Below are 21,948 nucleotides of genomic sequence, written 5' to 3'. Positions count from 1 at the left end.
GGGTCCCTGAGTCATCATTGTCAATAATGGTTAAGCACCCGGCGTCGGCCATAGCGCACGGCGTTATGGCGTTAATGGATTTATTGTCGATGCCGGGTAATGGGCTGAATCGTCAGGGGCTATTGTCGCCCGGAGTGGCCGAAGCCCCCCTCGCCGCGTTCGCTGGTATCGAAGGCGTCCACCAGATTGAATTCCGCCTGCACTACCGGCACAAAGACCATCTGCGCCATGCGTTCCCCGGGTTCGATGGTGAAAATGTCCTGACCACGGTTCCATACCGAAACCATCAGCGGCCCCTGGTAGTCGGAGTCGATCAAACCCACCAGATTGCCCAGAACGATACCGTGCTTATGGCCCAGCCCGGAGCGCGGCAGGATCACCGCCGCCAGATTGGTATCGGCAATGTGTATCGCCAACCCGGTCGGGACCAGGGTGGTTTCCACCGGCGCCAGGACCACAGGCTCATCGATACAGGCGCGTAAATCCAGACCGGCGGAGCCCGTAGTGGCGTAAGCCGGCAGCGGGAAGCGATCGCCAATGCGGCGGTCCAGGATCTTAACGTCGATTTTTTTCATCATAACGGCTGACAATCTCGTCAATTAGTTGTTGAGCGAGCAGTGATTTATCGCTCAGGGGTAACAGGATTTCCCCGTCCTGCCAGAACAGATGCAACGCATTGTTGTCACTGTTAAACCCTTGGCCGGTCCGGGAAACGTCATTGGCGCAAATCAAATCCATTTGCTTATTGATACGCTTTTGCCGGGCGTATTCTTCCATATTGTGGGTTTCGGCAGCAAATCCTACGACGTAAGGCCGGTGTTTGGTTAACGCACCCACGGCCGCCACAATATCAGGATTTTTAACTAGGGTGATCATCAGGTCATCGCCTTGTTTTTTGATTTTTTTCGGTAAAAAGCGGCTGGCGCGGTAATCCGCCACCGCCGCACAGCCGATGAAGATGTGCTGCTGCTCGATGGTTCGCATCACCGCATCTTGCATTTCAAGCGCGCTGGTCACGTCTATACGTACCACGCCGGCAGGCGTTGGCAGAGAGACCGGGCCCGCTATCAAGGTTACCCGTGCGCCTTTGGCCGCAGCGGCGCGGGCGATGGAGAAGCCCATTTTACCCGAGCTGTGATTACTGAGGAAACGTACCGGATCCAGCGCTTCCCTTGTAGGCCCGGCGGTCAGCATGATATTAAGGTGGCTCAGAGAGCGATCGGGGGTGAAATGCTGCACCACATGGTCCACCAACACCAGAGGATCGGGCATGCGCCCGGGGCCGATATCGCCGCAGGCCTGGCTGCCGTTGTCCGGTCCCCATAGCAGCACGCCACGGCCGCCAAGCGTGGCCAGGTTCGCCTGCGTGGCCGCCGCCCGGTACATTTGCTGGTTCATGGCCGGTGCCGATGCGACGGGGGCCGCCGTCGCCAGGCAAAGGGTGGTCAGCAGATCGTTGGCCAATCCAGCGGCCAGGCGCGCCAGCAGATCGGCGGTGGCGGGCGCCAGCAGTACCAGATCGGCCCACTTTGCCAGCTCGATATGGCCCATCGCCGCCTCGGCGGCAGGACTCAACAGATCGTCCGCCACTGGATAGCCCGATACCGCCTGCAGGCTCAGCGGGGTAATAAACGCCTTCGCCGCCGCCGTCATGACCACGCGCACCTCGGCGCCCCGTTCGCGCAAACGGCGCACCAGTTCGGGGGCCTTGTAGGCGGCGATACCGCCGCTTACGCCCAGTACAATGTGTTTACCGGCCAGTCCCGTCATCTTGCATGTCCCGGTTAAAATAGGGTTACAGGCATTTTATCATAACCCTACGCGCCACGGTCATTTGTCTGTTTACGGCCTTTTTGGAATCGTGATTCGATTTTTTACCGCGCCGCATCGAACGACTGCGTCGCCGCTGGCATTATAAAATCAGCGAGGAACGGTGCCCGGGGAGGAGCAGGCGGTGGAGAAATCAAGTAAGAAAATCTGGCCATCAACGCTGGCGCCGCGTGAGAAGCTGATTGCGCTCGGTCCCGACGCGCTGACGGACATTGAATTGCTGGCGCTGTTCTTACGTACCGGCACTCGCGGCAAGCATGTACTGCAGTTCGCTGAGGAACTGCTGGCGGAGTTCGGCTCGTTCGATAAATTGATGACCGCCGATCACCGGACGCTCAGCGCCACGCATGGGCTGGGGATCTCGAAATGTACGCAATTGCGGGCGATTGGCGAAATGGCCCAGCGCATCTTTCGTTCGCACCTGATGCGTGAAGATGCGATGAGCAGCCCGGATATGGCACGGCGTTACCTGCAGCAGATTCTGGTAAGCCGGGAAAGAGAGGTGTTTGTAGTCATGTTTCTCGACAACCGCAATCGTCTTATCAACCATCAGGAGTTGTTTCAAGGTACCGTCAACAGCGTAGAGGTTCATCCGCGGGAAATCGTCCGTGCGGCGCTCAAGATCAATGCGGCGGCGATTATTCTGGCGCACAATCATCCCTCTGGTAACGCCGAGCCGAGTCGCGCCGAACGCGAGGTGACGGCGAGGGTGGTCAAAGCCTGCCTGTTTCTCGATATCCGGGTGCTGGACCATCTGGTTATTGGCGCGTGTGAAATGGTTTCTTTTGCTGAAAAAGGCTGGCTGTAGGCGTTTTTCCCGCGATCCTGCGGGATCTTTAGCCGTGCGGGACTTGAGTAGTTGCGCGTCAAAGCGTATACTACGCCATCTTTGAGAATCTTGGGTGTGGCGTTGAGAGCCTATCTCAGCAGAGTCTCTCTGTTGAACGTCTCTCCTCAGTGAAGAAGATGCTGAGATGGGCTCTAAAGCCTGACGAGGCGGCTACTACCTTTCTTAGAGCTCGAGCTGATTTGATTTTTGGAGAATAGACATGTCCAGAGTCTGCCAAGTTACTGGCAAGCGACCGGTGAGCGGCAACAACCGCTCCCACGCAATGAATGCGACCAAACGCCGTTTTCTGCCTAACCTGCACTCTCACCGTTTTTGGGTTGAGAGCGAAAAACGCTTTGTTACGCTGCGCGTATCTGCTAAAGGTATGCGTGTAATTGATAAGAAGGGCATCGAAACGGCTTTGGCCGATCTCCGTGTCCGCGGTGAGAAGTATTAAGGTAAGGAACTGAATCATGGCTAAGGGTGTTCGCGAGAAGATCAAGCTGGTTTCTTCTGCTGGTACTGGTCACTTCTATACCACCACGAAGAACAAGCGTACCAAACCTGAAAAGATGGAATTGAAAAAATTCGATCCGGTAGTACGCCAGCATGTGATTTACAAAGAAGCCAAAATCAAATAATTTTGGCGATGGGCTAAAAACCCGGCTTCGGCCGGTTTTTTTTATGGGCCGCCGGGCGTGCTAATCTCGGCCGGAGGAGATCCCGCTGACAGGGAGCATCAGACGCCGGAATTACCGGAAGTGGAAACCAGCCGCCGGGGGATTGAACCTTGGGTGGCGGGGCAGACCATCCTGCGGGCGGAGGTGCGCAATGCGCGGCTGCGCTGGCCGGTGGACCAAGAAATCATCGCGCTGCGTGACCAGCCGGTGCTGAGCGTACAGCGCCGGGCTAAATATCTGCTGTTGGAGCTGGAAAAGGGCTGGATCATTATTCACCTCGGCATGTCGGGGCGTTTGCGCGTGCTGCCGCAGCCGCAGCCACCTGAAAAGCACGACCATGTGGATTTGGTTATCAGCAACGGCTGCATCATCCGCTACACCGATCCCCGGCGCTTCGGCGCCTGGCTGTGGAGCGATGATCTGCACACCAGTCGGGTACTGTCCCACCTGGGGCCTGAGCCGCTGAGCGATACGTTCGATGGCCGCTGGCTGTACCAAAAATCGCGCAAGAAACGCACGTCAATCAAACCGTGGCTGATGGATAACACCCTGGTGGTCGGCGTCGGCAATATTTACGCCGGCGAATCTCTGTTTGTCGCCGGTATTCTGCCCGGCCGCGCCGCCGGTTCATTGAGCGAAGAAGAAGCGGGATTATTGGCTGAGAGTATCAAGGAGGTGCTGCTGCGCTCTATTGAGCAGGGTGGCACCACGCTGCGGGATTTTCTGCAGTCCGACGGCAAGCCGGGCTATTTTGTGCAGGAGCTTCAGGTTTACGGCCGGGGGGGCCAACCCTGCAGGGTCTGTGGGACGCCAATACAGATGGCCAAGCACGGCCAGCGCAGCACCTTTTTCTGTCCCGCATGCCAACACTAAAAGGGCGGCGCTAACGGGGACGCCATCAGGGGTGCAGCCGCGCCCGGACTTCTTTGGCGATGGGCGCGGGCAGAAAGTGGTCCACATCGCCGCCGTGCAGCGCCACCTCTTTCACCAGGGTGGATGAGATATAGGACCAGGCCTCGGCGGGTAGCATAAACACCGTTTCCAGCGCCGGCATCAGATGACGATTCATTTTCGCCAGCTGCATCTCATAATCGACGTCCGTCATGGCGCGCACGCCGCGGATGAGGATATTCGCCTGCTGCTGGCGGGCGAAATCGGACATCAAATCGCTAAAGCCTGTGACTATCACATTGGGGAGGTGGGCGGTCACATGGGTTGCCAGCGCCACACGTTCATCCAAATCAAACAGCGGACGTTTGCTGGGGCTGGCGGCAATCGCCAGCACGACAACATCAAACATTTTTGCGGCGCGGGTCACCAAATCCAGATGGCCATTGGTCAACGGGTCGAAGGTGCCGGGATAGATGGCTTTGTTGGTCATTGGTCATTTCCCCTCTCGGCGTGGCTTAAGGCCCACAGGGTGGCGTATTTATTTAAAGTATATTGCGCGTTCACCACCGCGAGCAACCAGCCCTGTTTACCGTCCAGAAAACCGGCGCGCAGCAGCCAGGTCTTGAAAAAAGCGCCGCTGGTGTGGCTGATAATGGCGAACATGCCGCATGTGCGCCCCTGGCGATGGCGCTCCCGCGCCCAGGCTTCCGCGTATTGAAGCTGTTTACGCTGAAAAGCCGGCAAATCGCGGCAGGTCAGATGCTGTAAATCCCCCGTCAGGGCAACGACATCGGCGTCGCCCGTCGCCAGGGATTCATGGACCGGCAGGGCGTTGTAACGATAGCGCTCGCGCGCGTACAGCCGCACCACCCGATCCGGGTACCAGCCGCTGTGGCGCATGAAGCGGCCGAGAAACAGATTACGCCGCGCGCAGCTGTAAACCTCGTTGGGAGCGGGGTGTTGCAGCACGTCTTGAATCGCCTGGCGTAACGGTGGCGTGACGCGCTCATCAGCGTCCAGCATCAGGATATAATCGCCGCTGGCATACCCCTGCGCCCTCTGACGCTGGATGCCGAAACCCGGCCAGTCCGTGGACTGGAAGACGCGCGCGCCCGCCTGTGCGGCGATATGGCGTGTTTCGTCAGCGCTGCCGGCATCCAGCACCACGATTTCATCCGCCCAGCTCACCGACGCCAGACAATCCGGCAGCAGTTCAGCCTCATTGCGGGTAATGAGCACCACCGACAGACGCTTTCTATGCGACATTCACTGACTCCGTTGCGGCAGGTAAGGCTCCAGCAGATTCAACAGGCGCTGAAGCGCGCCCTGATTCTGGTGCAGCACCTCGACGGCGTGACGGCCGTAGTACAGACGGTAATCCTCGTCGGTCAACAGGGTGGAGACCGACGTCACCAACGACGCTACATCGGTCACGGTAATCAAACCGCCGGCTTCGTCCAGTTTGCTGCAAATATCGCGGAAATTCAAAGTATGCGGCCCCATCAGCACCGGGATGGCGTGCGCTGCCGCTTCCAGAGGGTTATGGCCGCCGCGCGCCACCAGGCTGCCGCCGACAAACGCCAGATCGGCAATGCCGTACAGCAGCATCAGCTCGCCCATGGTATCCCCCACCACCACCTGTGTATCGGCGGATGGAATTTCGCCGCTGCTGCGCATGATGTAATGGAAGCCCGCCTTCATGGTCATTTCCCGCGCCGCCGGAAAACGCTCCGGGTGGCGCGGGACCAGGATCAGCAGCAGATCGGGAAAGTGGGTCAGCAGCTGGCGATGGGCCTGTAATAACAGCGTCTCTTCGCCCTCATGGGTGCTGGTGGCTATCCATACCTGGCGCCGGGGCGCCCACTGGCGCCGCAGCGTAAGCGCCCGCGCCGCCAGCTCGGGAGTCACGGAAATATCGAATTTCAGGCTGCCGGTGACCGCCAGCTGATTCTTCTTCAGCCCGAGCTCAAGGAAGCGGGCGCCGTCCTCATCATTTTGCGCCGCGATGAGCGTGATACGGCGCATGATGCCGGCGACGAAACCGCTAAACCTTTTATAGCCGGCGGCGGAGCGGGCAGACAGACGCGCATTGGCGACCACCAGCGGGATGCCGCGGTGGTGCAGCGCCTTGATAAGGTTAGGCCACAGCTCCGTTTCCATGATGATAACCAGCTTTGGGTTTACTTGATCGAGAAAACGGCTCATCGCCCCCGGCAGATCATAGGGTAGGTAGACATGATGGACATCTTTACCGAACGCCGACTGTACCCGCTCCGAGCCGGTGGGGGTCATCGTAGTGACGGTAATGGGCAGCAGCGGATAGCGGTGGCGCAGTGCACGCACCAAAGGGATGGCCGCCAGCGTCTCGCCGACCGACACGGAATGCAGCATGATGCCGCCGGGTTTCACTTTGCCCCGGCAAAAGCCGTAACGTTCGGCCCAGCGCCGGCGGTAGGCAGGCGCTTTTCTGCTGCGCCATAATAATCGTATCCATACCAGCGGCTGGATTAAGACTATGATTATGTTGTAGATCATTATAATTAACTATTGTAAGGCACAGCGACTCATGTGCTGAGTGAGTTTTTAACCGGATAATGTGAATGTCCCCAAACCGGGGACATGCTAGCAGATAAGTCATTATCCCTCATTAGCGGTGAGGCATTTATCTGATTAGTGCTGAAAGCCGGCGGTGCCGCCAGCCAGCAAAACCGGCGTCAGGGTTATGATAGCAGGTGCCGATACAGCGCCGTAAGCTGAAGTGACAAATTCGCGGGCGTACAGTGACTCACCCGTTGGCGCGCGGCCACGCCCATCGCGGGGTCCTGCTCCCGTGAGGGCACTTCGGCGGCGAAGGTCCGCAGGCTGGCGGTGTCCAGCGCGTCGCAGACAAAGCCCTCGCGTCCTTGCTCGATGAACTCTGCCCCGCCGCAGCGCTGGCTGGTAATCACCGGCAGGCCGCAGGACATGGCCTCAAGAATCACATTGGGAAACGGATCGTACAGCGTCGGCAGGATCAGCGCATCGGCGGCGTGGTAATAGGTCAACACCTCTTGGCGGACGCCGGCGAAGCGCACGCGCGACAGGCAGCCCAGGCTTCGCGCCAGCGCCTGATAGCGGCGCTGATGTTTGTCTTGTCCGACAACAATCAGGTAGCGATCGGTGGCCGCCACTGCCTCAAGGGCCTGTCGCAGCCCTTTGCGTGCAAAACCGGAACCGACGAAAATCAGCGCGCAGGCCTGCTCAGGAATCGCCAGCGCTGCCCGCGCCGCCCGGCGTTGCGCCCCGTCGGCGGGGGCGAAGCGCTGGGGATCAATGGCGTTGTAAATCAGGGCGAACTTATCCTCCGCCACGCCGTAATAGCGCATAATATCGTTTTGCACCATCGCCGAATTGCAGATGATTTTCTTAAGCGAGGGGGAATGAAACATTTCGCGCTCTGCCGACAGGACATAACGGTGATAGCGGCTGATGTGCGTTAGCCAACGCTGGTGGGCGGGGATGATACGCGCGCGCTGCTTCAACCACGCCTGATGGACGCCATCGCCGGCGCGAAAGACATCGCAGCTGGCGATGCGCTCATGGCTTTGCACCAAAGTGAACTGATGCTGTTGCCAGTACTGCCGGGCGGCCGCGGCAAAACCGCGCTCGCGGGCGATGCGACCGCTGCCGCCCGGGTTACAAATGTGCACATGCCAGTCTGGCCTGGGCTCCCCTGACCACTGGCGGGTGATGATGTTCAGCTCCAACCCGCTGTTATCAAGCGCCTCCAGGGCGCGGGAGATAAAACGTTCCGCGCCGCCGTCGGGACGGTATTTTTGCCGTACTATCGCGAGGCGGATAGTTGTCATGTCGGATTTTCCCTTACCGCCGCGGTCCACGGGCGGCCGTTTACGATAACCAAAATGCCCTTGTCGGTCCCGTACCGTGTGCGGACGGCGATTCTCTACCGGCGTCGTAACTGTTCAGGGCGCAGACTCCCTTCGCGCCGCCGGCATCGGTGCCGAAAGATAGCTCATTGCCGCCGCCAGCACCGGCTCAAGCGGTATGGCGCTCAGGTAGCGCTGCCGGGTCTGAGTATCAATGGTATCCGGATCCGGCAGTTCAGCATAATCCCCTGCCCACAGCACGGTACTTTTTTCGCTCCATGGCCGCCAGTGCTGCAGTTTCGTCGGGCCAAACAGTGCCACACAGGGGGTATTCAACGCCGCCGCCATATGCATTGGCGCTGAATCGACGCCGATGAACAGACGCGCGCCATCAATAACCGCCGCCAACTGGGCAAGAGATAGCTGACCCGCTAGATTGATGGGCTTCACCCCGCGGCAAAGCGAAATGATATGCGCCACCATTTGTCGTTCATGCTCATCCGGCGCGGCGGTCAGCACCACCGGCAACCGGCTCGATGCCAAACCATCAATCAGCTGCGCCATTTTGGCGTCGTCCCAGCATTTATACAACCAGCGCGACGTGGGCTGGATGACAATATAGTCGCCCGTCACCCCCTGTTCGCACAGCTTCGTTTCACCGCTGGCTTTATCCGCCGCGGCATAATACATGCTGCTGCGGCGGTCGGTAATCGCCAGGTTGAGCGGGTCCAGGATACTGAGGTTTTGCTCTACGGTGTGCAACCGGGCGTGATTGGCGGTGGTAACTAAATGATTGTGGGCCAGGCGCCAGAGGAAAGAGCGCCGCTTGGTATAGTCGAAACCAATCCGCTGCGCCGCGACGCTGAGCAGGGCGACAATCGCGCTGCGCCATTGATCGGCGAGATTGATAACCAGATCATAATGGCGAGCGCGCAAGGTTTGCGCGAGAGCGTATTCTTGCTTCAGCTGACGCAACAGGCCCTGCTTTTTCCATTGACGATCGACGACATGAATGTGGGCGATGGCCGGGTGGTGCGCCAGCATCGGCGCCGTCTCTTGATACAAGAGCACGTCAATTTCCGCCGCCGGATAATGCTGGCGCAGGTTATTGATAACCGGAGTCGTCAAAATCATATCGCCATGATGGCGCAATTTAATCAGCAGTATTTTGCGGGGCACGGCGGGCGTGACGTCATGACGCGTGGGCATGTTGGCGCGGACCTGTATTGAACAGTGGATTACTGAGCAGGACCGGCCAGAAACTGGACATCGCCAAGGGTGAACGCCTGCTTTATCCGGTAAATTACAGTAAGTAATACCATTATTAGATAATTATATGTATCGCATATGGTAACGACAACCTCTAATCATGCAGGGTGCGTCGGTCAGTGAAGGGCGTCGTTGCGGCAGCGGTAACGATTCATGTGCCGGTCCACGCCAGGGGCAGCTCCCGGGTGGCCCGAAGCAGTTTGGCAATAACTCATTATCTTCCCCAACGGGTAGCGTCAGGCTATGGCGTTGGGGCAACGGATGCGTCTAGGTAGCGCCAGATGGCCACCGTGAGGACATCATATAAAGTTTGCAGTGAATGTGGCGGGATGTACCGACACAGGCCATGTTCTCAAGGCGTCAGGAAGGACTCTGTGCGTCGGTAAAAGGGGAGGACGCCGCCGATAAAGCGCCGCGACAATGGTAGAACGGAAAAAGGAACGGGAGATGCTGGTCGGTCGGCGAGGGCTATGCCGCCCGGCCAAAGGTACTGCCGCAGCGGTTAGCGGCGACGCCAGGCGTAAAGACGGCACAGCCATAACAGCAACTGATACCCTTAGCGGATGCCACGCGCGTTGCGGATCATGCGCTTGTGGGTACCGGTGCTAAATATATCGTTGATGATCATCTGCCGCGCCGCAGGGTCCGGCTCTCGTCGCGCCGCATGGCAGACAGAGAGCGCCTCATGGGTCACCTGCCGCGCAAATTCAGGGGAAAGACGAATTTTGCCGCGATAGCGCCGGTTGATATCTTCGAGCAATTCGGCGATACGCAGATAATGTCGCTGGTATTCGACGTTTTTCATGCCGGTTCGTTTACGGTTGCTTATCGACTGGTCGTGGATGTAATAGCGGTACAGCACGTCTTGGGTATAGCGGACGCGGCGGGCGTTGAACATCAGCTCGGTGGTCCAGGGAATATCCTGATGATGCAGCCCCGGCTCAAAGCGCAAATCCAGCTGCTTTATCAAGGACAGCCGATAGATGCCCAGCCACACCACATGCAGGTAACGTCGGGTCGCCAACGCCCGGCGCAACCATTGGTGGCCGCTCAGCACGCCGGTCGAGCTCAGACGATCGAGGGGGATCAGCGTCTTGATCCGCTGTGAGCCGGCAAAAAAACGCTCGCCGTTGCATTGCGCCACATCCAAATCTTCTTGCTCCGCCATTGCCACCAGCCGCTGGTAGAGGGTGGGATAGAGCATATCCTCGGCGTCGGGAAAGGTAACATATTCGCCGCGCGCCGTCGCCAGCCCGGAGTTGCGCGCGCGTGAGACGCCGCCGTTGGCCTGATCGATCACCAGGACATGGGGATACCCGCTCGGCGTATTCCCGCGCCAGCACTTCCGACCCGTCCGTCGAGCCGTCGTTAACCAGAATGATTTCCAGCTCGGTAAGCGTTTGCGCCAATAGGGAAGACATAAAGGTGTGAAACATGGCGCCGGCGTTATACAGGGGAACGATAACGCTAAGCTTGATCGCTGCAGATGCCGGTTGTGTCATTGTCGTCATGTGCCGTTCATCGGATGATTTGCACCCGGCGCTGTCGCTGGGGTCAGGACGCATTATGCGCCAGGGCGATATATTGCCGGCAAATTGTCGCTATCTCGTAGGCCTGCAGATGGGAAGGTGAGATTGCCGGCGGCCGCTCATAAATCGCCCGCATGGTTTTCGCCAGCGAAGCGCTGCTTAAATCCGCCAGCCCCGCCGACAGGTCGCCGTCCAGAATTTCCACCGGACCGCCGGGACAGCGGGTGCTTACCACCGGCGTATGGCAGATAAGCGCCTCTACCAGCACATTGCCGAACCCCTCGCTGTCGGAGCTTAAAATCAACAAACGGGCATGGCGGATATAAGGGTAGGGATTGGTATTGAAGGCTTTGAACCGCACCCGATCGGTAATCTGCAAATCCTGCGCCAGGGATTGCAGCCGGCGCAGCATTGCTTCGCTGCCTTTGCCCAAAATCACCAACGGCGCCTGGATACCGCTTTCGGCGTAGGCTTTCAGCAGACGATCCTGACGCTTATTTTCTTGCAGGCGACCCACATGAATCAAATAATCCTGACCGGCCAATTCGCAGGGCGCATCGGCCAGCCGGCGTATAGCGGCGAAATCGAAGGGATTGTAAATCACCTCGGCCTGACGCGGCATAGCATTGAAGGTCTGCCGTATATCCTCCAATACGCCGCGCGAGACGGCGATAATATTGCGATCTTGATAAAGCGCGCGGATTTTACGGCGTTTCAGCCAACGCGAAAGCCCTTTACGATGGCCCAAATAGCCTAACGAGAACATGGTATGCAGACAAAACCAGATACGATCCCGCGGCGGCACCCGGCTGCGCGCCACGATGCGATCGGTTTTATGCAGATGAGAAACCACCAGATCGAACTCGCCGTTGCGCTGTTGCGACGCCCGGACCGTTTTATCCAGCGCCCGCGCCCGGCGCGACAGCTCGGTCAATTTGCGCCAGGGGCTATGGGCGTGGTCAGCGATAATCTGGTATTCGATACCCTCCGGTAGGGCGTAGTCGCACACGCCCCGCAGCGAAAATATCGATACTCGATGGCCCTGGGACACTAACCCCTGTGCGAGCGTTAGTAGCACTTTCTCTGCCCCTCCGCCGGGTAAACCATCAATAATCATTAATATACGCATGCTGAGTTCCGCTCTATGCCGCTGTACACGGTCTGTTTTCCCCGTGATCCTACCCTAAGGCGCGATGAAAATCTCTCATGATTTCATCACCACCGAAAGGACTGCATCACGCTGGCTCACCGGAAGGGTAGATTATCGCGAACAATCCAGTTTGCGCTGTTAACGGCGGCTGCGTAACATGGATTTCTCTGATTTCAGACTGGATTCGGTATGGCTACCCCTGCTTTTATTATTACTATAGACACAGAAGGCGACAATCTCTGGGAAAACCATCGGCATATTACGACCGAGAATGCCCGTTTTATGCCGAGTTTCCAGGCATTATGCGATAAGTATCGCTTTAAACCGGTGTATCTCACCAATTATGAAATGGCAATGGATGATGTGTTTGTCGAATTCGCCCGCGACGCCGTCGTGCGTGGCAACGCCGAGGTCGGTATGCATCTGCACGCCTGGAACAGCCCGCCGGCCCACGAACTTACCGGCGATGACGGGCGTCATAAGCCCTATCTGATCGAATATCCCGCAGCGGTCATGCGGGAAAAAATACTTTTTATGACTCAACTACTGGAAGACACATTCCAGACAAAAATGTTGAGCCATCGCGCCGGCCGCTGGGCGTTTGATGAGCGCTATGCCGCAATGCTGCTTGAGCTGGGCTATCAAGTGGATTGCTCGGTTACCCCGCGGGTGGATTGGCGTCGCTCCCCCGGCGCGCCGGCAGGGGCGGGCGGCAGCAATTATCGCCATTTCCCCGATCGCGCCTATTTTATCGATCCCGACAATATTGCTCGCCCTGGCGCCTCACGGCTGCTGGAAGTGCCGATGACTACCCGCGACAAGCATGCGCCCTGGGTGAATGCGGCCAGTCAGGTTTACGATCGTCTGCGCGGCAAACGGCGCGGTCCCTCGGTACAGTGGCTGCGGCCCGCCGGCGGCAATGCCGCGCAAATGTGCCAGCTGGCGGCGCAGCGCCTGGCCGCAGGGAGTGATTATGTGGAGTTTATGCTGCATTCATCTGAATTTATGCCGGGCGGCAGCCCGACGTTCAGGGACGAGGCCGCCATTGAGCGACTGTATCGCGATTTGGAGCAGCTGTTCGACTGGCTGCAAGACCGGGTAACCGGTATGACCCTGGCGCAGTACTATCAGCGCCGCCTGGTAAAGGCGGTGGCGTCGGCCTGAGAGGCCACCGCCGGCAGCGTCAGCACCACCGCCAGCGGCAACCAGAACATATTCCAGGCGACGGCGGGGTTGCTGATGATAAACATCCCCTGGGTAAGGTAAAACCCGGCGGCGAACAAAAACAGCGCGCCTTCCAGTCCCTGGTGGCGATAACACTGCCGTTTTGCCATGATGACGCCGTAGATTATCACCAGCGCCAGCAGCAGCATGCCGCACGCGCCGCCTTTCAGCAGCGCGGCCAGATAAAGGCTATGCGTGGTGCTGATGGTATCGCCCAGCAGGTTGACAAACGATAGCTGTTTATCCAGTCCCCAACCGAAAAAGGGTTTTTGCGCCACCAGCTCCAGCGTGTGTCGCCAGATGCCAAAGCGGATGAAGCTTTGCTGATAGCCGCTCGCCATGCGCTGCAAAAAGATATCGCCAAAACGGGTCATGAACAGCAGGGCCGGCACCCCTACCCCTATTAACGCCACCGCCAGAAGATGGCGTCCGCGTATCGCCGACCGTAAGGCCAAGAGAACCCCCAGAGCGCAGAGCAAGGACAGCAGGGGGCCCCGGCTCTGGGTAAGCAGTAGGGCCGAGCAACAGCACAGTGACCGGCAGATAGAGCCAGCGCGCGCCTGTGTCGCGCATCAGGATAAGGCACAGGAAAATACCCAATGCGAAATAGCCTGCCAAATCGATAACGTTAGGCGGCGCGCCAAAAAAACCATCCGTCATGCGATGACTCAGCATCGTTTTGGCATCGACCATAAGAAAAGTGAGTACGGCCAGCACCATCATCCCGGCGGCCACGGCCCATAGCGCTATCGACCGCCGGCCTTGCAGGGCCATCAGCCGGAACATGAGAAGAAACAGCAGCAGATAAAGAGCATGGGTGAGGTCGGAAATCAGCGCCTGGGGATGAGCGGACCACAACGTTGTAAGGCAAAAATAGCCCAGTTGAAATGTAGTCAACGACAGCCCGATGTTGAACCTGAGGTCGCTGAAGAGTTGACGGCGCAGGGCGACATTGCCCGCCAGCATCACCAGCAGGCACAGTGCGGACAGGTGAAACAGATTATTGACCCGCGTATAGCCGAAAAAAAGAGCGCTAAAGAACAAAAATAATGGAAAGAAAACCTGAAATCCCTTTCCAGCCCACTCGCTAGCTCTGGAAAGCATCATGGAAGCTCATCTTCTCGAAAATCTCGTTGCTTAGCGCGCTGTGCACAGAAAGATTTTTCACCACCACGCCATTTTGCTCTAGCACCTCGCTGGCCAAGCCGAAGGCGGGAACGATTAGGGTGGCAAATTTCTCTGCCAGGAACGACGGCAGCTTGTCTTGATCGGTTTCATAAAAGCGCGGCTGATGAAAATTGGTCATGTCCAGCCCGGCGATGTACAGGCGTGTGAAGCCCAGAAACTGCAAAATCTGCAGCGCCCAGAACACCACCGTGCCGGCATCAAACACCCCGCCGCGGATATCGGTAGTGAAGGCGATATTGGGATAGTTCGGACTGAACCGGATGTGGGGCTCCTGGCCGAAGTGGCGGCTCACGTCATCACTGGCGACCTTGGGTTGATAGACGCGATAACAGGCGTCCTCAATCAGCGCCAGCCGGCAGCGCACCGCCGCCAGCGTGAAACGGTCAATGATACGCGCGATACCGTGCAAGGTGGTGAACAAGGTTAATGCCGGATCGGCGATTATCGCTTGCAAAACGTCGGTGCGGCGATCGATGAAACTCATGTCCACGATGATATAGAGTTGAAAATTGAGCCGATCTTTGAGCGCGTAGGCGCCGTTGACGCCCGCCACCGTCATCGGCGGCAGCCTGGCGAAATCCATATCTTTGATGGACGGACCGGTAGCGGTAATCAGCGCATCGCCGCTGAAACGATGACGCCATTCGGCCAGCGGCACCAGCGGCACCGGCTGCCCCTTATAGCGCAGGTGGGTAATGTCCCCTGCGCTGCTTCGGGTGATGCGATAAAAAGGCCACAGATTTTCATTGTGCCGGTAGGCACGCGGTCGGGTATAGCGGTAGACTTGCTTAAAAAATGTGCTCATTTTCCGGTTCTTACGCCATAGCGTTCAGGTTAGCGCAGTCAGCAAGGAGGCCAATCAGGGAGCGGATATATACGACCGCCTGGCGTTCAGCCGCTGTCTGGCGGCGGCCAGGCATGCCACAAAATTATAAATATTCTCCCGATCGTCCGGGGTCAAGGCGTAAAGTTGCGTCGCCGGATGAGCGAAATGATACAGCGCAGCGAAGACAAAAGAGGAGGGCGGGATACTGTCGGGGCGAATTATCAATGCTTTGTTTAATGGCCGTTGTTCTTTTGCCTCACAAGGGCCCGCAAAGCAGATAACCGGTACTTGCAACGCATCGGCGATATAGACATTGCCCGAATCGGTGGCGATATAGCAGTCCATGCGGCGAATTGCATCAGGCACCTCCTGAAGCGGCAGTAGCCCTATCAGGCTGACGATGTCTGTCTCGGCGCCGGCGTGGCGAACCAGGGCATCGAAATAGCCTTGTTCATTAGCGGTGCCGAAAACATAGTAGCGGCACGGCAGACTCGCCAGCAGCGTGAATATTTCGCCCCACACCGACGGCGGTAGCGTTTTGGCCTTGTTACCGGCGGAGATGCTGATACCGATGTTGAGGGTGTCAGGCGGGGTCGCCAGCTCAGGGCGCGGCGCCGACGGCCGCCATAGCGGCGAGGTGGCGTGTTTAGGCTGGCTGCGCCAGGTCAGGGAACGATCCGCCAGCCGCAGATAGTTCTGCAGCGTCAGCGTATCGCGCTGATGCTCAACCACGCCGCTGGCGGTGAGATAAAATAGCCTATGGTACCAGCGTCGCGTATAGGTACTGAGAAACTGTTTGTCCGGGGCGTTACACAAGGCGGCAAAAAACAGATTACTGTTGTTGGGATGCAGCAGATAGACATGGCTGTAGCGATTGACCAGCCCGTAAGCCCAGGCGGATCTTGCTGAAAAAATTCTGCTTGTAATCCTCAATATACAAGCACTCCGCCAGCGTATCGTCACGCTCGGCCAGCGGCGAGACCGTGCGGCTGAGCAGCGCGTCCGACACCCCCAAATGGCGCAGCAACGGGGTGATATTGACGAAATCGCCGATTTTCTCCGTCTGGATCACCAGATTTTTGCCCGATGGCTGCTGGATCAGTTTTAACAGCAGCTTTACCGGCAACAGCAGAAGAAAGATGAACAGATAATTCATGATGCGCTATCCTTGTTCCCGCGGCGGCGGCATCGGTTGCAGCGTCCGCCAGACGTGCTCCGCCGTCAGGCTCTCCATAGTGCCGTCTTCCGCGCGCAACGCCTGCTGGTGGCGTCCATAACCGCCGATGAGCCCCGGATCGGTAGGACCGTACAGCGTCAGGTTCGGACGATCGAGGGCGGCGGCCAAATGGCTGAGGCCGGTATCCACCGAGACGACAGCCGTCGCGCCCGCCAGCTGTGCCGCCACCTGCGCCAGCGTCAAAGAGGGCAGCACTTCCGCTGCGCTGAACCCCTCGGCCAGCCGTTGGGCGCGCTGGCGCTCATGCTCCGCTCCCCAGGGTAAGGTGACTCGATAGCCGGCGTCGCCGGCAAGCTGATTCAGCGTGCGCCAGTGGGCTTCTGGCCAATGTTTACCGGGACGGGTCGTGGCGTGCAGAAAAACCAAATAGGCTGGTCCGACCGGCTGAGGAGGAAAATGGCCGGCAATGGCATAGTCGCCGGGCGTGGCAGGAAGCGGGTAGCCCAGGCTGGCGGCGAACAGTTGGCGAATGCGCGCGATAGCGTGCTGCTGTTTGCTCACGTCGTGCCGCCGGTGGTAAAACCAGCTGGCGAAGGGTTCGCGCGCGCTTTTGCAATCCAGACCGTGTTTTTCGCCGCGGGCCACGCGGGTGACGAGCGCGGCGCTTTTCATCAGGCCCTGCGCATCGATAATCACGTCGTAGCGCTCGCGCTGCAGCTGACGTTTGAAGTCGTAGCGCTCCTGGCGCACGGCGGCGCCGAACAAGTTCTTGCGCCAGCGGCGGATAGCCACCGGGATCACCCGCCGCACCGCAGGGTGCCAGGTGGGGATTTGGGCAAAATTCTCTTCTACCACCCAGTCGAAAAGGATCCCGGGTAATGCGCGCACCGCATCGGTCAGCGCAGGCAGAGTATGCAATACATCACCCATCGAGGACGTTTTGACGATAAGGACCTGCATTAATTCTCCTCTTGGGGGGCCAATAACGTTTCCAGTTCGCTCAGCACCCGGTCAGTTTGAATCGCGATCAGGCTCTGATGGTAGCCTTGTTCGTCGTCACCTTGCCGAATTTTATGGTAACCACTGATTAAACGAATCACCCGGGCCTGATGGGAAAGCGGCGGGGTGAAATCCGGGCTGCTGGGCCCGTATAGCGCGACCAGCGGACGATCCAGCGCGCTGGCCACGTGCATCAGACCGGAATCGTTGCTGACTATCCCCCGGCAGGCGGCAATCAGCGCGACCGCCTGCTCCAGTGACGTCTGACCGGCCAGATTATGGCAGTGGCCGCGGGCGTCCGCCGGCAGCGCGTCGCCGATGGCCTCGCCGGCCGCCTGATCCTTGGCGGAGCCGAACAGCGCGATTTGATAGCCGCGGTGGATAAGCGCCTCGGCCAGCGCGGCATAATGATAATGCGGCCAGCGTTTGGCCGGGCCGAACTCGGCGCCGGGACAAAAGCCGATAAGCGGGCGCGTAGCCTCAGGCACAAACGTGCTCAGTGCCTGCGCTTGCTCCGCCGCGCTGACCATTAGGCGCGGCCAGGGCAGCGGCGTGGGTAAATCGGCGGCGCTGCGCATCGTCCTGCGATCGAAGGCCAGGGCGGCGTAACGCTGCACCATCAGCGGAAAAGCCTGTTTATCCAGCGTGCGCAAATCGTTGAGCAGTCCATAGCGCATTTCGCCGCGCCAGCCGGTCCGCTGTGGAATGTCTGCGAAAAAGGGGACCAGCGCCGATTTGAACGAATTTGGCAGCACCAGCGCCTGCTGGTAGCCGCTTTGACGCAGCGAACGCCCCAGCCGGCGGCGCTCGCCCAGCGCCAGAGCGCCGTGGCCGAGCGGCATTGCCAGCGCTTGGCTGACCTCCGGCATGCGGTTGAGCAAAGGGCAACACCAGGCCGGGGCCATCACATCAATTTGCGCGCTGTGATGGCGCTGTACCAGCAGGCGGTACAGGCTCTGGGACATCATCATATCGCCGACCCAGTACGGTCCGATCACCAGTATTTTCATGCCGACGCTCTCTTTCTTGCCCTCAAGGAAATTAATGATTGTGGTTCAGCCAGCGTAGATAGTCCGTCACCCCCTCGGCGACGGTTTTGAAAGTTTGCGTGTAGCCGGCGGCGCGCAGCTGGGTTAAATCCGCCTGTGTGTAGGCCTGATAACGCCCTTTGAGTTTTTCCGGGAACGGAATGTATTCCAACTGGCCTTTTTTATGGTAATCCAGCACCGCGTCCGCCACTGCCTGGAACGATTCTGCCCGGCCGGTACCGCAGTTGAAAATCCCCGAGACGTTGTTTTGCCAGAACCACAGATTCACCGCCGCGACGTCGCCGACATAGACAAAGTCGCGCTTAAAACCTTCGCTGCCGGCAAACAGTTTCGGATTCTCGCCGGCGTTGATTTGATTATTCAGATGGAAAGCCACGCTCGCCATGTCGCCTTTATGCCATTCGCGCGGGCCATAAACATTAAAATAGCGGAAGCCGCAGATTTGCGACTCGGCCTGGGGCAATTGCGCGCGCACATACTGATCTAACAGGAATTTGGAATAGCCATAGACGTTCAAGGGCTGCTCGTACTGTCGATCCTCAATGAAATGTTCCGTCCGGCCGCCATAGGTTGCCGCAGAAGAGGCATACAGAAACGGTATACTGCGTTCCATACAGTAGTGCAGGAGCTCTTTGGAGTACTGATAGTTATTGTCCATCATGTACTTACCGTCCCACTCGGTAGTGGAAGAGCAGGCGCCTTCGTGGAATACCGCATCGATATCGCCGAAATCATCGCCGGCGACGATGCTGGCGATAAAATCCTCTTTGTCCATATAATCGGTGATATTCAGGTCGACCAGATTGGCATATTTGGTGCCGTCCTTGAGGTTATCCACCACAAAAATATCGTTGTAGCCAATCTGATTTAACGCCTTAACGATATTACTGCCGATAAAACCGGCACCACCGGTGACAACTATCATGGGTTACCCTTGCGCTTCGACGGAGCCGGCACAACGTCAGCTCCTGATAATGCTTTTATCATAGCATTTCCTCTCCGGGCTTTATATCTTCCCGCTTGGCCGCAGATGCGGTATCGCCGCTAGCGCGCAAGCCGCTCTTCATCGCTGAGATAGCGCACTTTTCGGGTGTAAGTTTGCGGCTTGAACAGTAGTGGCGTATCGCGCGAATGCAGATATTTATGCCACTCCGACAGCGGGAAACCACCGTGAGCGCCTATCACCTGCGGTGGTATGACCGATGGCGTGCCGCCAATGCGTTTCGCCACCGGCCAGTTCATCCACTCACCCAGGTTGATGGAGCGAATGTCCAGCGTATCCAGCATCGCCGCCAGCGGCAGCTGATCGGTGGGCGGCTGGGTGCCGGCCATGCGCGACCAGGTATCGCGGAAAAACGCGATCCAAAGCGGGTACATCCGTTGCCAGGTCTGGCGGGTGGCGGCAAGAAAGGCGCCGTTGACATGATCCACCCATTTCGGACGCACCGCGTCGCGATAATAAGCCGGCACCGCCGCCGGCGCGAGGCCGCTCAGTTTGTCGATCATTTTTCCCCGGCGAAAGCTGGCGTAAATATGATCGTCATGCAGCGCTATGTGCGGCATCGACAGCAAATTCAGATCGGAATCGATCATCAAAATACCGTCGGTGCGCGCTTGCAGCGGCGCCTGCATTTTGATAAGGCGACTGAGATAGATTTGCTTATAAGGATAATCGCCGCCGCGGGTGTCATCACTGGGCGTGACGACGCGGGTTTTGTGGCCGGTAACGCGGGAAAGGCGGCGGCGCTCTGGTCGGTGACGATCACTATCTCGGTTAACGCCGGTGCAAAGCGCGCGGCGAATGTCGCACTTAGCAGCGCTTCTTCACTATAATCAGCGCCGACGGAGGGGATGACCACCGACGTGACCGGTAAGCCGCCGGCCACTGCCTGATAGGGCAGATTATGGCGCGCGCGAATACGTCGGTATCTGGCATTGAACACATCGAACACATTGAACATACAAAGTCTCAGGGTAAAGGGGCGCCGGCAAGCACGGCTTCGACGCCAGCGATATAGTTTTCGATGGCAAACTCCCGGCGAACCCGCTCATTGGCGCGCCGTGCCAGCACACGGCGTTTGTCGACATCGCTGTAAAGCGTTGCAAGGTGGTGCGCCAATTGCGCCACATCGCCATAGGGAAACAGCAGGCCGGTATCCTGATGGCGCACCAATTCGGCGGTGCCGGTGACCGCCGAACCGATGACCGGCGTTTCGAGCAGCATCGCTTCCAATACCACCCGCGGCAGGCCCTCGCTGCGCGAGGCGAGTATCAGCGCGTCGAAAGCGGCCAGGTATTCCATTGCATTGCGCTGAAAGCCGGTGAAGATAACGCGATCGCCGAGGCCGGCTTGCTCCACCTGACGCGCCAGATTAGCCTGTTGGTTACCCGATCCGACCAACACCATTTTCCAGCGTGCTTCGGGGTGGGCCTGATGGAATGCCTGCAGCGCCTGCAGCGTGTGATCATGCGCCTTGCGGGCAATGAGCGAGCCGATATTGCCGAACAGGAAGGTACCCGCATCGGCGCCGAGGGATTGGCGCAGTCGCGCGCCGTCCGGCAGCGGCTGATGAATATCGATGCCGTTAAACACCGTTTGGCACAGCGCCGGCCGGATACCGCCGCAGATCAGGGTTTGTCGCACGCCCTCGATTACCGCGATGACGCAGCGCGCGCCCCGGTTGACCCGGGAGACGATGTGTGGGTCGAGGACCGGTTCAATGCGGCAATGTTGCACCACCGCCACCGGCAGACCCTCGGCCGCTCTATAGCCTTCCACATTGGAGCTGGGATTACAGCAGGTGAAAGTTTCCCGCGCGCAGCAGGGCGGCAAGTTGCCGGGCATTCGGCGCAATGCGCCAGCGATGGTCGACGGCTTGCACGGCACGTTGGCGCCAGAGAGCGTGGAACAGCAGAAGGCCGCGCAGGATCTCCTTGCTCAATTTTGCCCACAGCGGTTGCCGGCGCTGCGCTATAAACTGCGTCGGAATACCGATGGCGCTCAGAACGTCGCCGATGGTTTATTCATTGTCGCGCTGATAATTATGATAAAAACAACAGGTAATTTCAAACCGGCTGCGGTCGATACGTTTAAGGAGTTCCAGCAGGCTATTGGTGCCGCCGCCCCACTCTTTGCCGTTATCCAACAGCAGAATTTTCAACCGACCTTGTGGCATCGTCATGCATTTCCACCGCACAGATCTCCCTCATTACGGTGCATGGTAGCATAGGTGCACTACCTGCACTATTTCGCCACGGCAAGACAGCCAGCGCCGGTCGTTGACACTGGAGGGGAAAATCGGCGATCGCGAGTAAGCGAAAGACTGGCGTTGCGGCTGTGGCCGGCGGCGGGCCGTAATCCCCTGATTAGCCTTCAGAGTCTTGCTGCGGCCAGACCGTTGCAAAGGCGCCGCTGCTTTGCTTGACCGCCTGAGGCAGGGG

The 21,948-nt window shown here is 58.5% G+C and carries 19 protein-coding genes and 4 pseudogenes; 6 read left to right on the top strand and 17 right to left on the bottom strand.

Features of this window, described 5'->3' with window-relative positions; genetic code table 11:
• Nucleotides 1-119 precede the first annotated feature (119 nt).
• Together dut and coaBC are read right to left on the bottom strand one after the other, a co-directional pair.
• Nucleotides 120-578 carry a dUTP diphosphatase gene (gene dut / locus JZM24_RS03460; protein WP_215668573.1) on the bottom strand — a complete coding sequence of 153 codons (459 nt, stop codon included), beginning with the start codon at nucleotides 576-578 and terminating at the stop codon, nucleotides 120-122.
• On the bottom strand, nucleotides 556-1,770 hold the full coding sequence (coaBC, locus tag JZM24_RS03455; protein ID WP_215668572.1) for a bifunctional phosphopantothenoylcysteine decarboxylase/phosphopantothenate--cysteine ligase CoaBC: 1,215 nt from the start codon (nucleotides 1,768-1,770) through the stop codon (nucleotides 556-558). Before coaBC ends, dut begins: the two co-directional genes overlap by 23 nt.
• A 205-nt stretch (nucleotides 1,771-1,975) precedes the next feature.
• Between coaBC and radC the strand changes: the two genes are divergently transcribed.
• The 4 genes from radC to mutM all read left to right on the top strand — a co-directional run bounded on the left by radC (nucleotide 1,976) and on the right by mutM (nucleotide 4,212).
• On the top strand, nucleotides 1,976-2,638 hold the full coding sequence (gene radC, locus JZM24_RS03450; RefSeq protein ID WP_215669990.1) for a RadC family protein: 663 nt from the start codon (nucleotides 1,976-1,978) through the stop codon (nucleotides 2,636-2,638).
• A 241-nt stretch (nucleotides 2,639-2,879) separates the two neighbouring features.
• Complete coding sequence (rpmB, locus tag JZM24_RS03445; RefSeq protein ID WP_215668571.1) at nucleotides 2,880-3,116, top strand: 50S ribosomal protein L28; 237 nt, start codon at nucleotides 2,880-2,882, stop codon at nucleotides 3,114-3,116.
• A gap of 16 nt (nucleotides 3,117-3,132) precedes the next feature.
• On the top strand, nucleotides 3,133-3,300 hold the full coding sequence (gene rpmG / locus JZM24_RS03440; RefSeq protein ID WP_011412018.1) for a 50S ribosomal protein L33: 168 nt from the start codon (nucleotides 3,133-3,135) through the stop codon (nucleotides 3,298-3,300).
• A gap of 63 nt (nucleotides 3,301-3,363) precedes the next feature.
• Entirely contained in the window at nucleotides 3,364-4,212 is an 849-nt protein-coding gene (mutM, locus tag JZM24_RS03435; protein ID WP_215669989.1) for a bifunctional DNA-formamidopyrimidine glycosylase/DNA-(apurinic or apyrimidinic site) lyase, read from the top strand.
• A gap of 25 nt (nucleotides 4,213-4,237) precedes the next feature.
• On the opposite strand, the gene coaD is transcribed toward mutM, so the two are convergent.
• The 7 genes and pseudogenes from coaD to JZM24_RS03400 all read right to left on the bottom strand — a co-directional run bounded on the left by coaD (nucleotide 4,238) and on the right by JZM24_RS03400 (nucleotide 12,023).
• Nucleotides 4,238-4,720 (bottom strand): pantetheine-phosphate adenylyltransferase, encoded by a 483-nt coding sequence (coaD, locus tag JZM24_RS03430; RefSeq protein ID WP_215668570.1) that lies wholly within the window; start codon nucleotides 4,718-4,720, stop codon nucleotides 4,238-4,240.
• Nucleotides 4,717-5,496, bottom strand: a complete 780-nt coding sequence (locus JZM24_RS03425) for a glycosyltransferase family 2 protein (protein WP_215668569.1) — start codon at nucleotides 5,494-5,496, stop codon at nucleotides 4,717-4,719. The genes coaD and JZM24_RS03425 overlap by 4 nt, the downstream gene beginning before the upstream one ends.
• Nucleotides 5,497-6,765 carry a lipid IV(A) 3-deoxy-D-manno-octulosonic acid transferase gene (gene waaA / locus JZM24_RS03420; protein WP_220098809.1) on the bottom strand — a complete coding sequence of 423 codons (1,269 nt, stop codon included), beginning with the start codon at nucleotides 6,763-6,765 and terminating at the stop codon, nucleotides 5,497-5,499.
• Between the two features lie 185 nt (nucleotides 6,766-6,950).
• On the bottom strand, nucleotides 6,951-8,078 hold the full coding sequence (locus tag JZM24_RS03415) for a glycosyltransferase family 4 protein (RefSeq protein ID WP_215668568.1): 1,128 nt from the start codon (nucleotides 8,076-8,078) through the stop codon (nucleotides 6,951-6,953).
• A 114-nt stretch (nucleotides 8,079-8,192) separates the two neighbouring features.
• On the bottom strand, nucleotides 8,193-9,305 hold the full coding sequence (rfaQ, locus tag JZM24_RS03410; RefSeq protein WP_215668567.1) for a putative lipopolysaccharide heptosyltransferase III: 1,113 nt from the start codon (nucleotides 9,303-9,305) through the stop codon (nucleotides 8,193-8,195).
• A 616-nt stretch (nucleotides 9,306-9,921) separates the two neighbouring features.
• Nucleotides 9,922-10,867: pseudogene (locus JZM24_RS03405) on the bottom strand (glycosyltransferase).
• 52 nt (nucleotides 10,868-10,919) lie between these two features.
• A complete protein-coding gene (locus tag JZM24_RS03400; RefSeq protein WP_215668566.1) occupies nucleotides 10,920-12,023 on the bottom strand; it encodes a glycosyltransferase in 1,104 nt (367 codons plus the stop codon).
• 210 nt (nucleotides 12,024-12,233) lie between these two features.
• Here JZM24_RS03400 and JZM24_RS03395 point away from each other — a divergent pair, with 210 nt between their 5' ends.
• Entirely contained in the window at nucleotides 12,234-13,208 is a 975-nt protein-coding gene (locus tag JZM24_RS03395) for a polysaccharide deacetylase family protein (protein ID WP_215668565.1), read from the top strand.
• Here JZM24_RS03395 and JZM24_RS03390 read toward each other — a convergent pair.
• On the bottom strand, nucleotides 13,172-13,747 hold the full coding sequence (locus JZM24_RS03390; protein ID WP_246579864.1) for an O-antigen ligase family protein: 576 nt from the start codon (nucleotides 13,745-13,747) through the stop codon (nucleotides 13,172-13,174). The genes JZM24_RS03395 and JZM24_RS03390 overlap by 37 nt on opposite strands.
• A gap of 334 nt (nucleotides 13,748-14,081) precedes the next feature.
• On the opposite strand from JZM24_RS03390, the gene JZM24_RS18320 reads away from it, so the two are divergent.
• Nucleotides 14,082-14,318, top strand: coding sequence for a hypothetical protein (locus JZM24_RS18320; protein WP_246579863.1), 237 nt, complete (start codon nucleotides 14,082-14,084; stop codon nucleotides 14,316-14,318).
• 37 nt (nucleotides 14,319-14,355) lie between these two features.
• Here JZM24_RS18320 and JZM24_RS03385 read toward each other — a convergent pair whose 3' ends face one another.
• From JZM24_RS03385 to JZM24_RS03355, 7 genes and pseudogenes are all read right to left on the bottom strand, one after another.
• Entirely contained in the window at nucleotides 14,356-15,261 is a 906-nt protein-coding gene (locus tag JZM24_RS03385; protein ID WP_215668564.1) for a sugar glycosyltransferase, read from the bottom strand.
• A gap of 54 nt (nucleotides 15,262-15,315) precedes the next feature.
• Nucleotides 15,316-16,438: pseudogene (locus JZM24_RS03380) on the bottom strand (glycosyltransferase family 9 protein).
• A 6-nt stretch (nucleotides 16,439-16,444) separates the two neighbouring features.
• Nucleotides 16,445-17,419 (bottom strand): lipopolysaccharide heptosyltransferase RfaC, encoded by a 975-nt coding sequence (gene rfaC, locus JZM24_RS03375; RefSeq protein ID WP_215668563.1) that lies wholly within the window; start codon nucleotides 17,417-17,419, stop codon nucleotides 16,445-16,447.
• Nucleotides 17,419-18,468: an ADP-heptose--LPS heptosyltransferase RfaF gene (gene rfaF / locus JZM24_RS03370; RefSeq protein ID WP_215668562.1), complete on the bottom strand. Its 1,050-nt coding sequence runs from the start codon at nucleotides 18,466-18,468 to the stop codon at nucleotides 17,419-17,421. The genes rfaC and rfaF overlap by 1 nt, the downstream gene beginning before the upstream one ends.
• Before the next feature lie 31 nt (nucleotides 18,469-18,499).
• Entirely contained in the window at nucleotides 18,500-19,432 is a 933-nt protein-coding gene (gene rfaD, locus JZM24_RS03365) for an ADP-glyceromanno-heptose 6-epimerase (RefSeq protein WP_215668561.1), read from the bottom strand.
• 119 nt (nucleotides 19,433-19,551) lie between these two features.
• A pseudogene (locus JZM24_RS03360) lies at nucleotides 19,552-20,459 on the bottom strand (hypothetical protein).
• 17 nt (nucleotides 20,460-20,476) lie between these two features.
• A pseudogene (locus JZM24_RS03355) lies at nucleotides 20,477-21,683 on the bottom strand (glycosyltransferase).
• Nucleotides 21,684-21,948: the final 265 nt, after the last annotated feature.

The sequence above is a fragment of the Candidatus Sodalis endolongispinus genome (assembly GCF_018777395.1).
GTDB classification, from domain to species: domain Bacteria; phylum Pseudomonadota; class Gammaproteobacteria; order Enterobacterales; family Enterobacteriaceae; genus Sodalis_B; species Sodalis_B endolongispinus.
The sequence above is the reverse complement of the archived record's forward strand: the minus strand, read 5'-3'. Positions and strand labels throughout refer to the sequence as shown.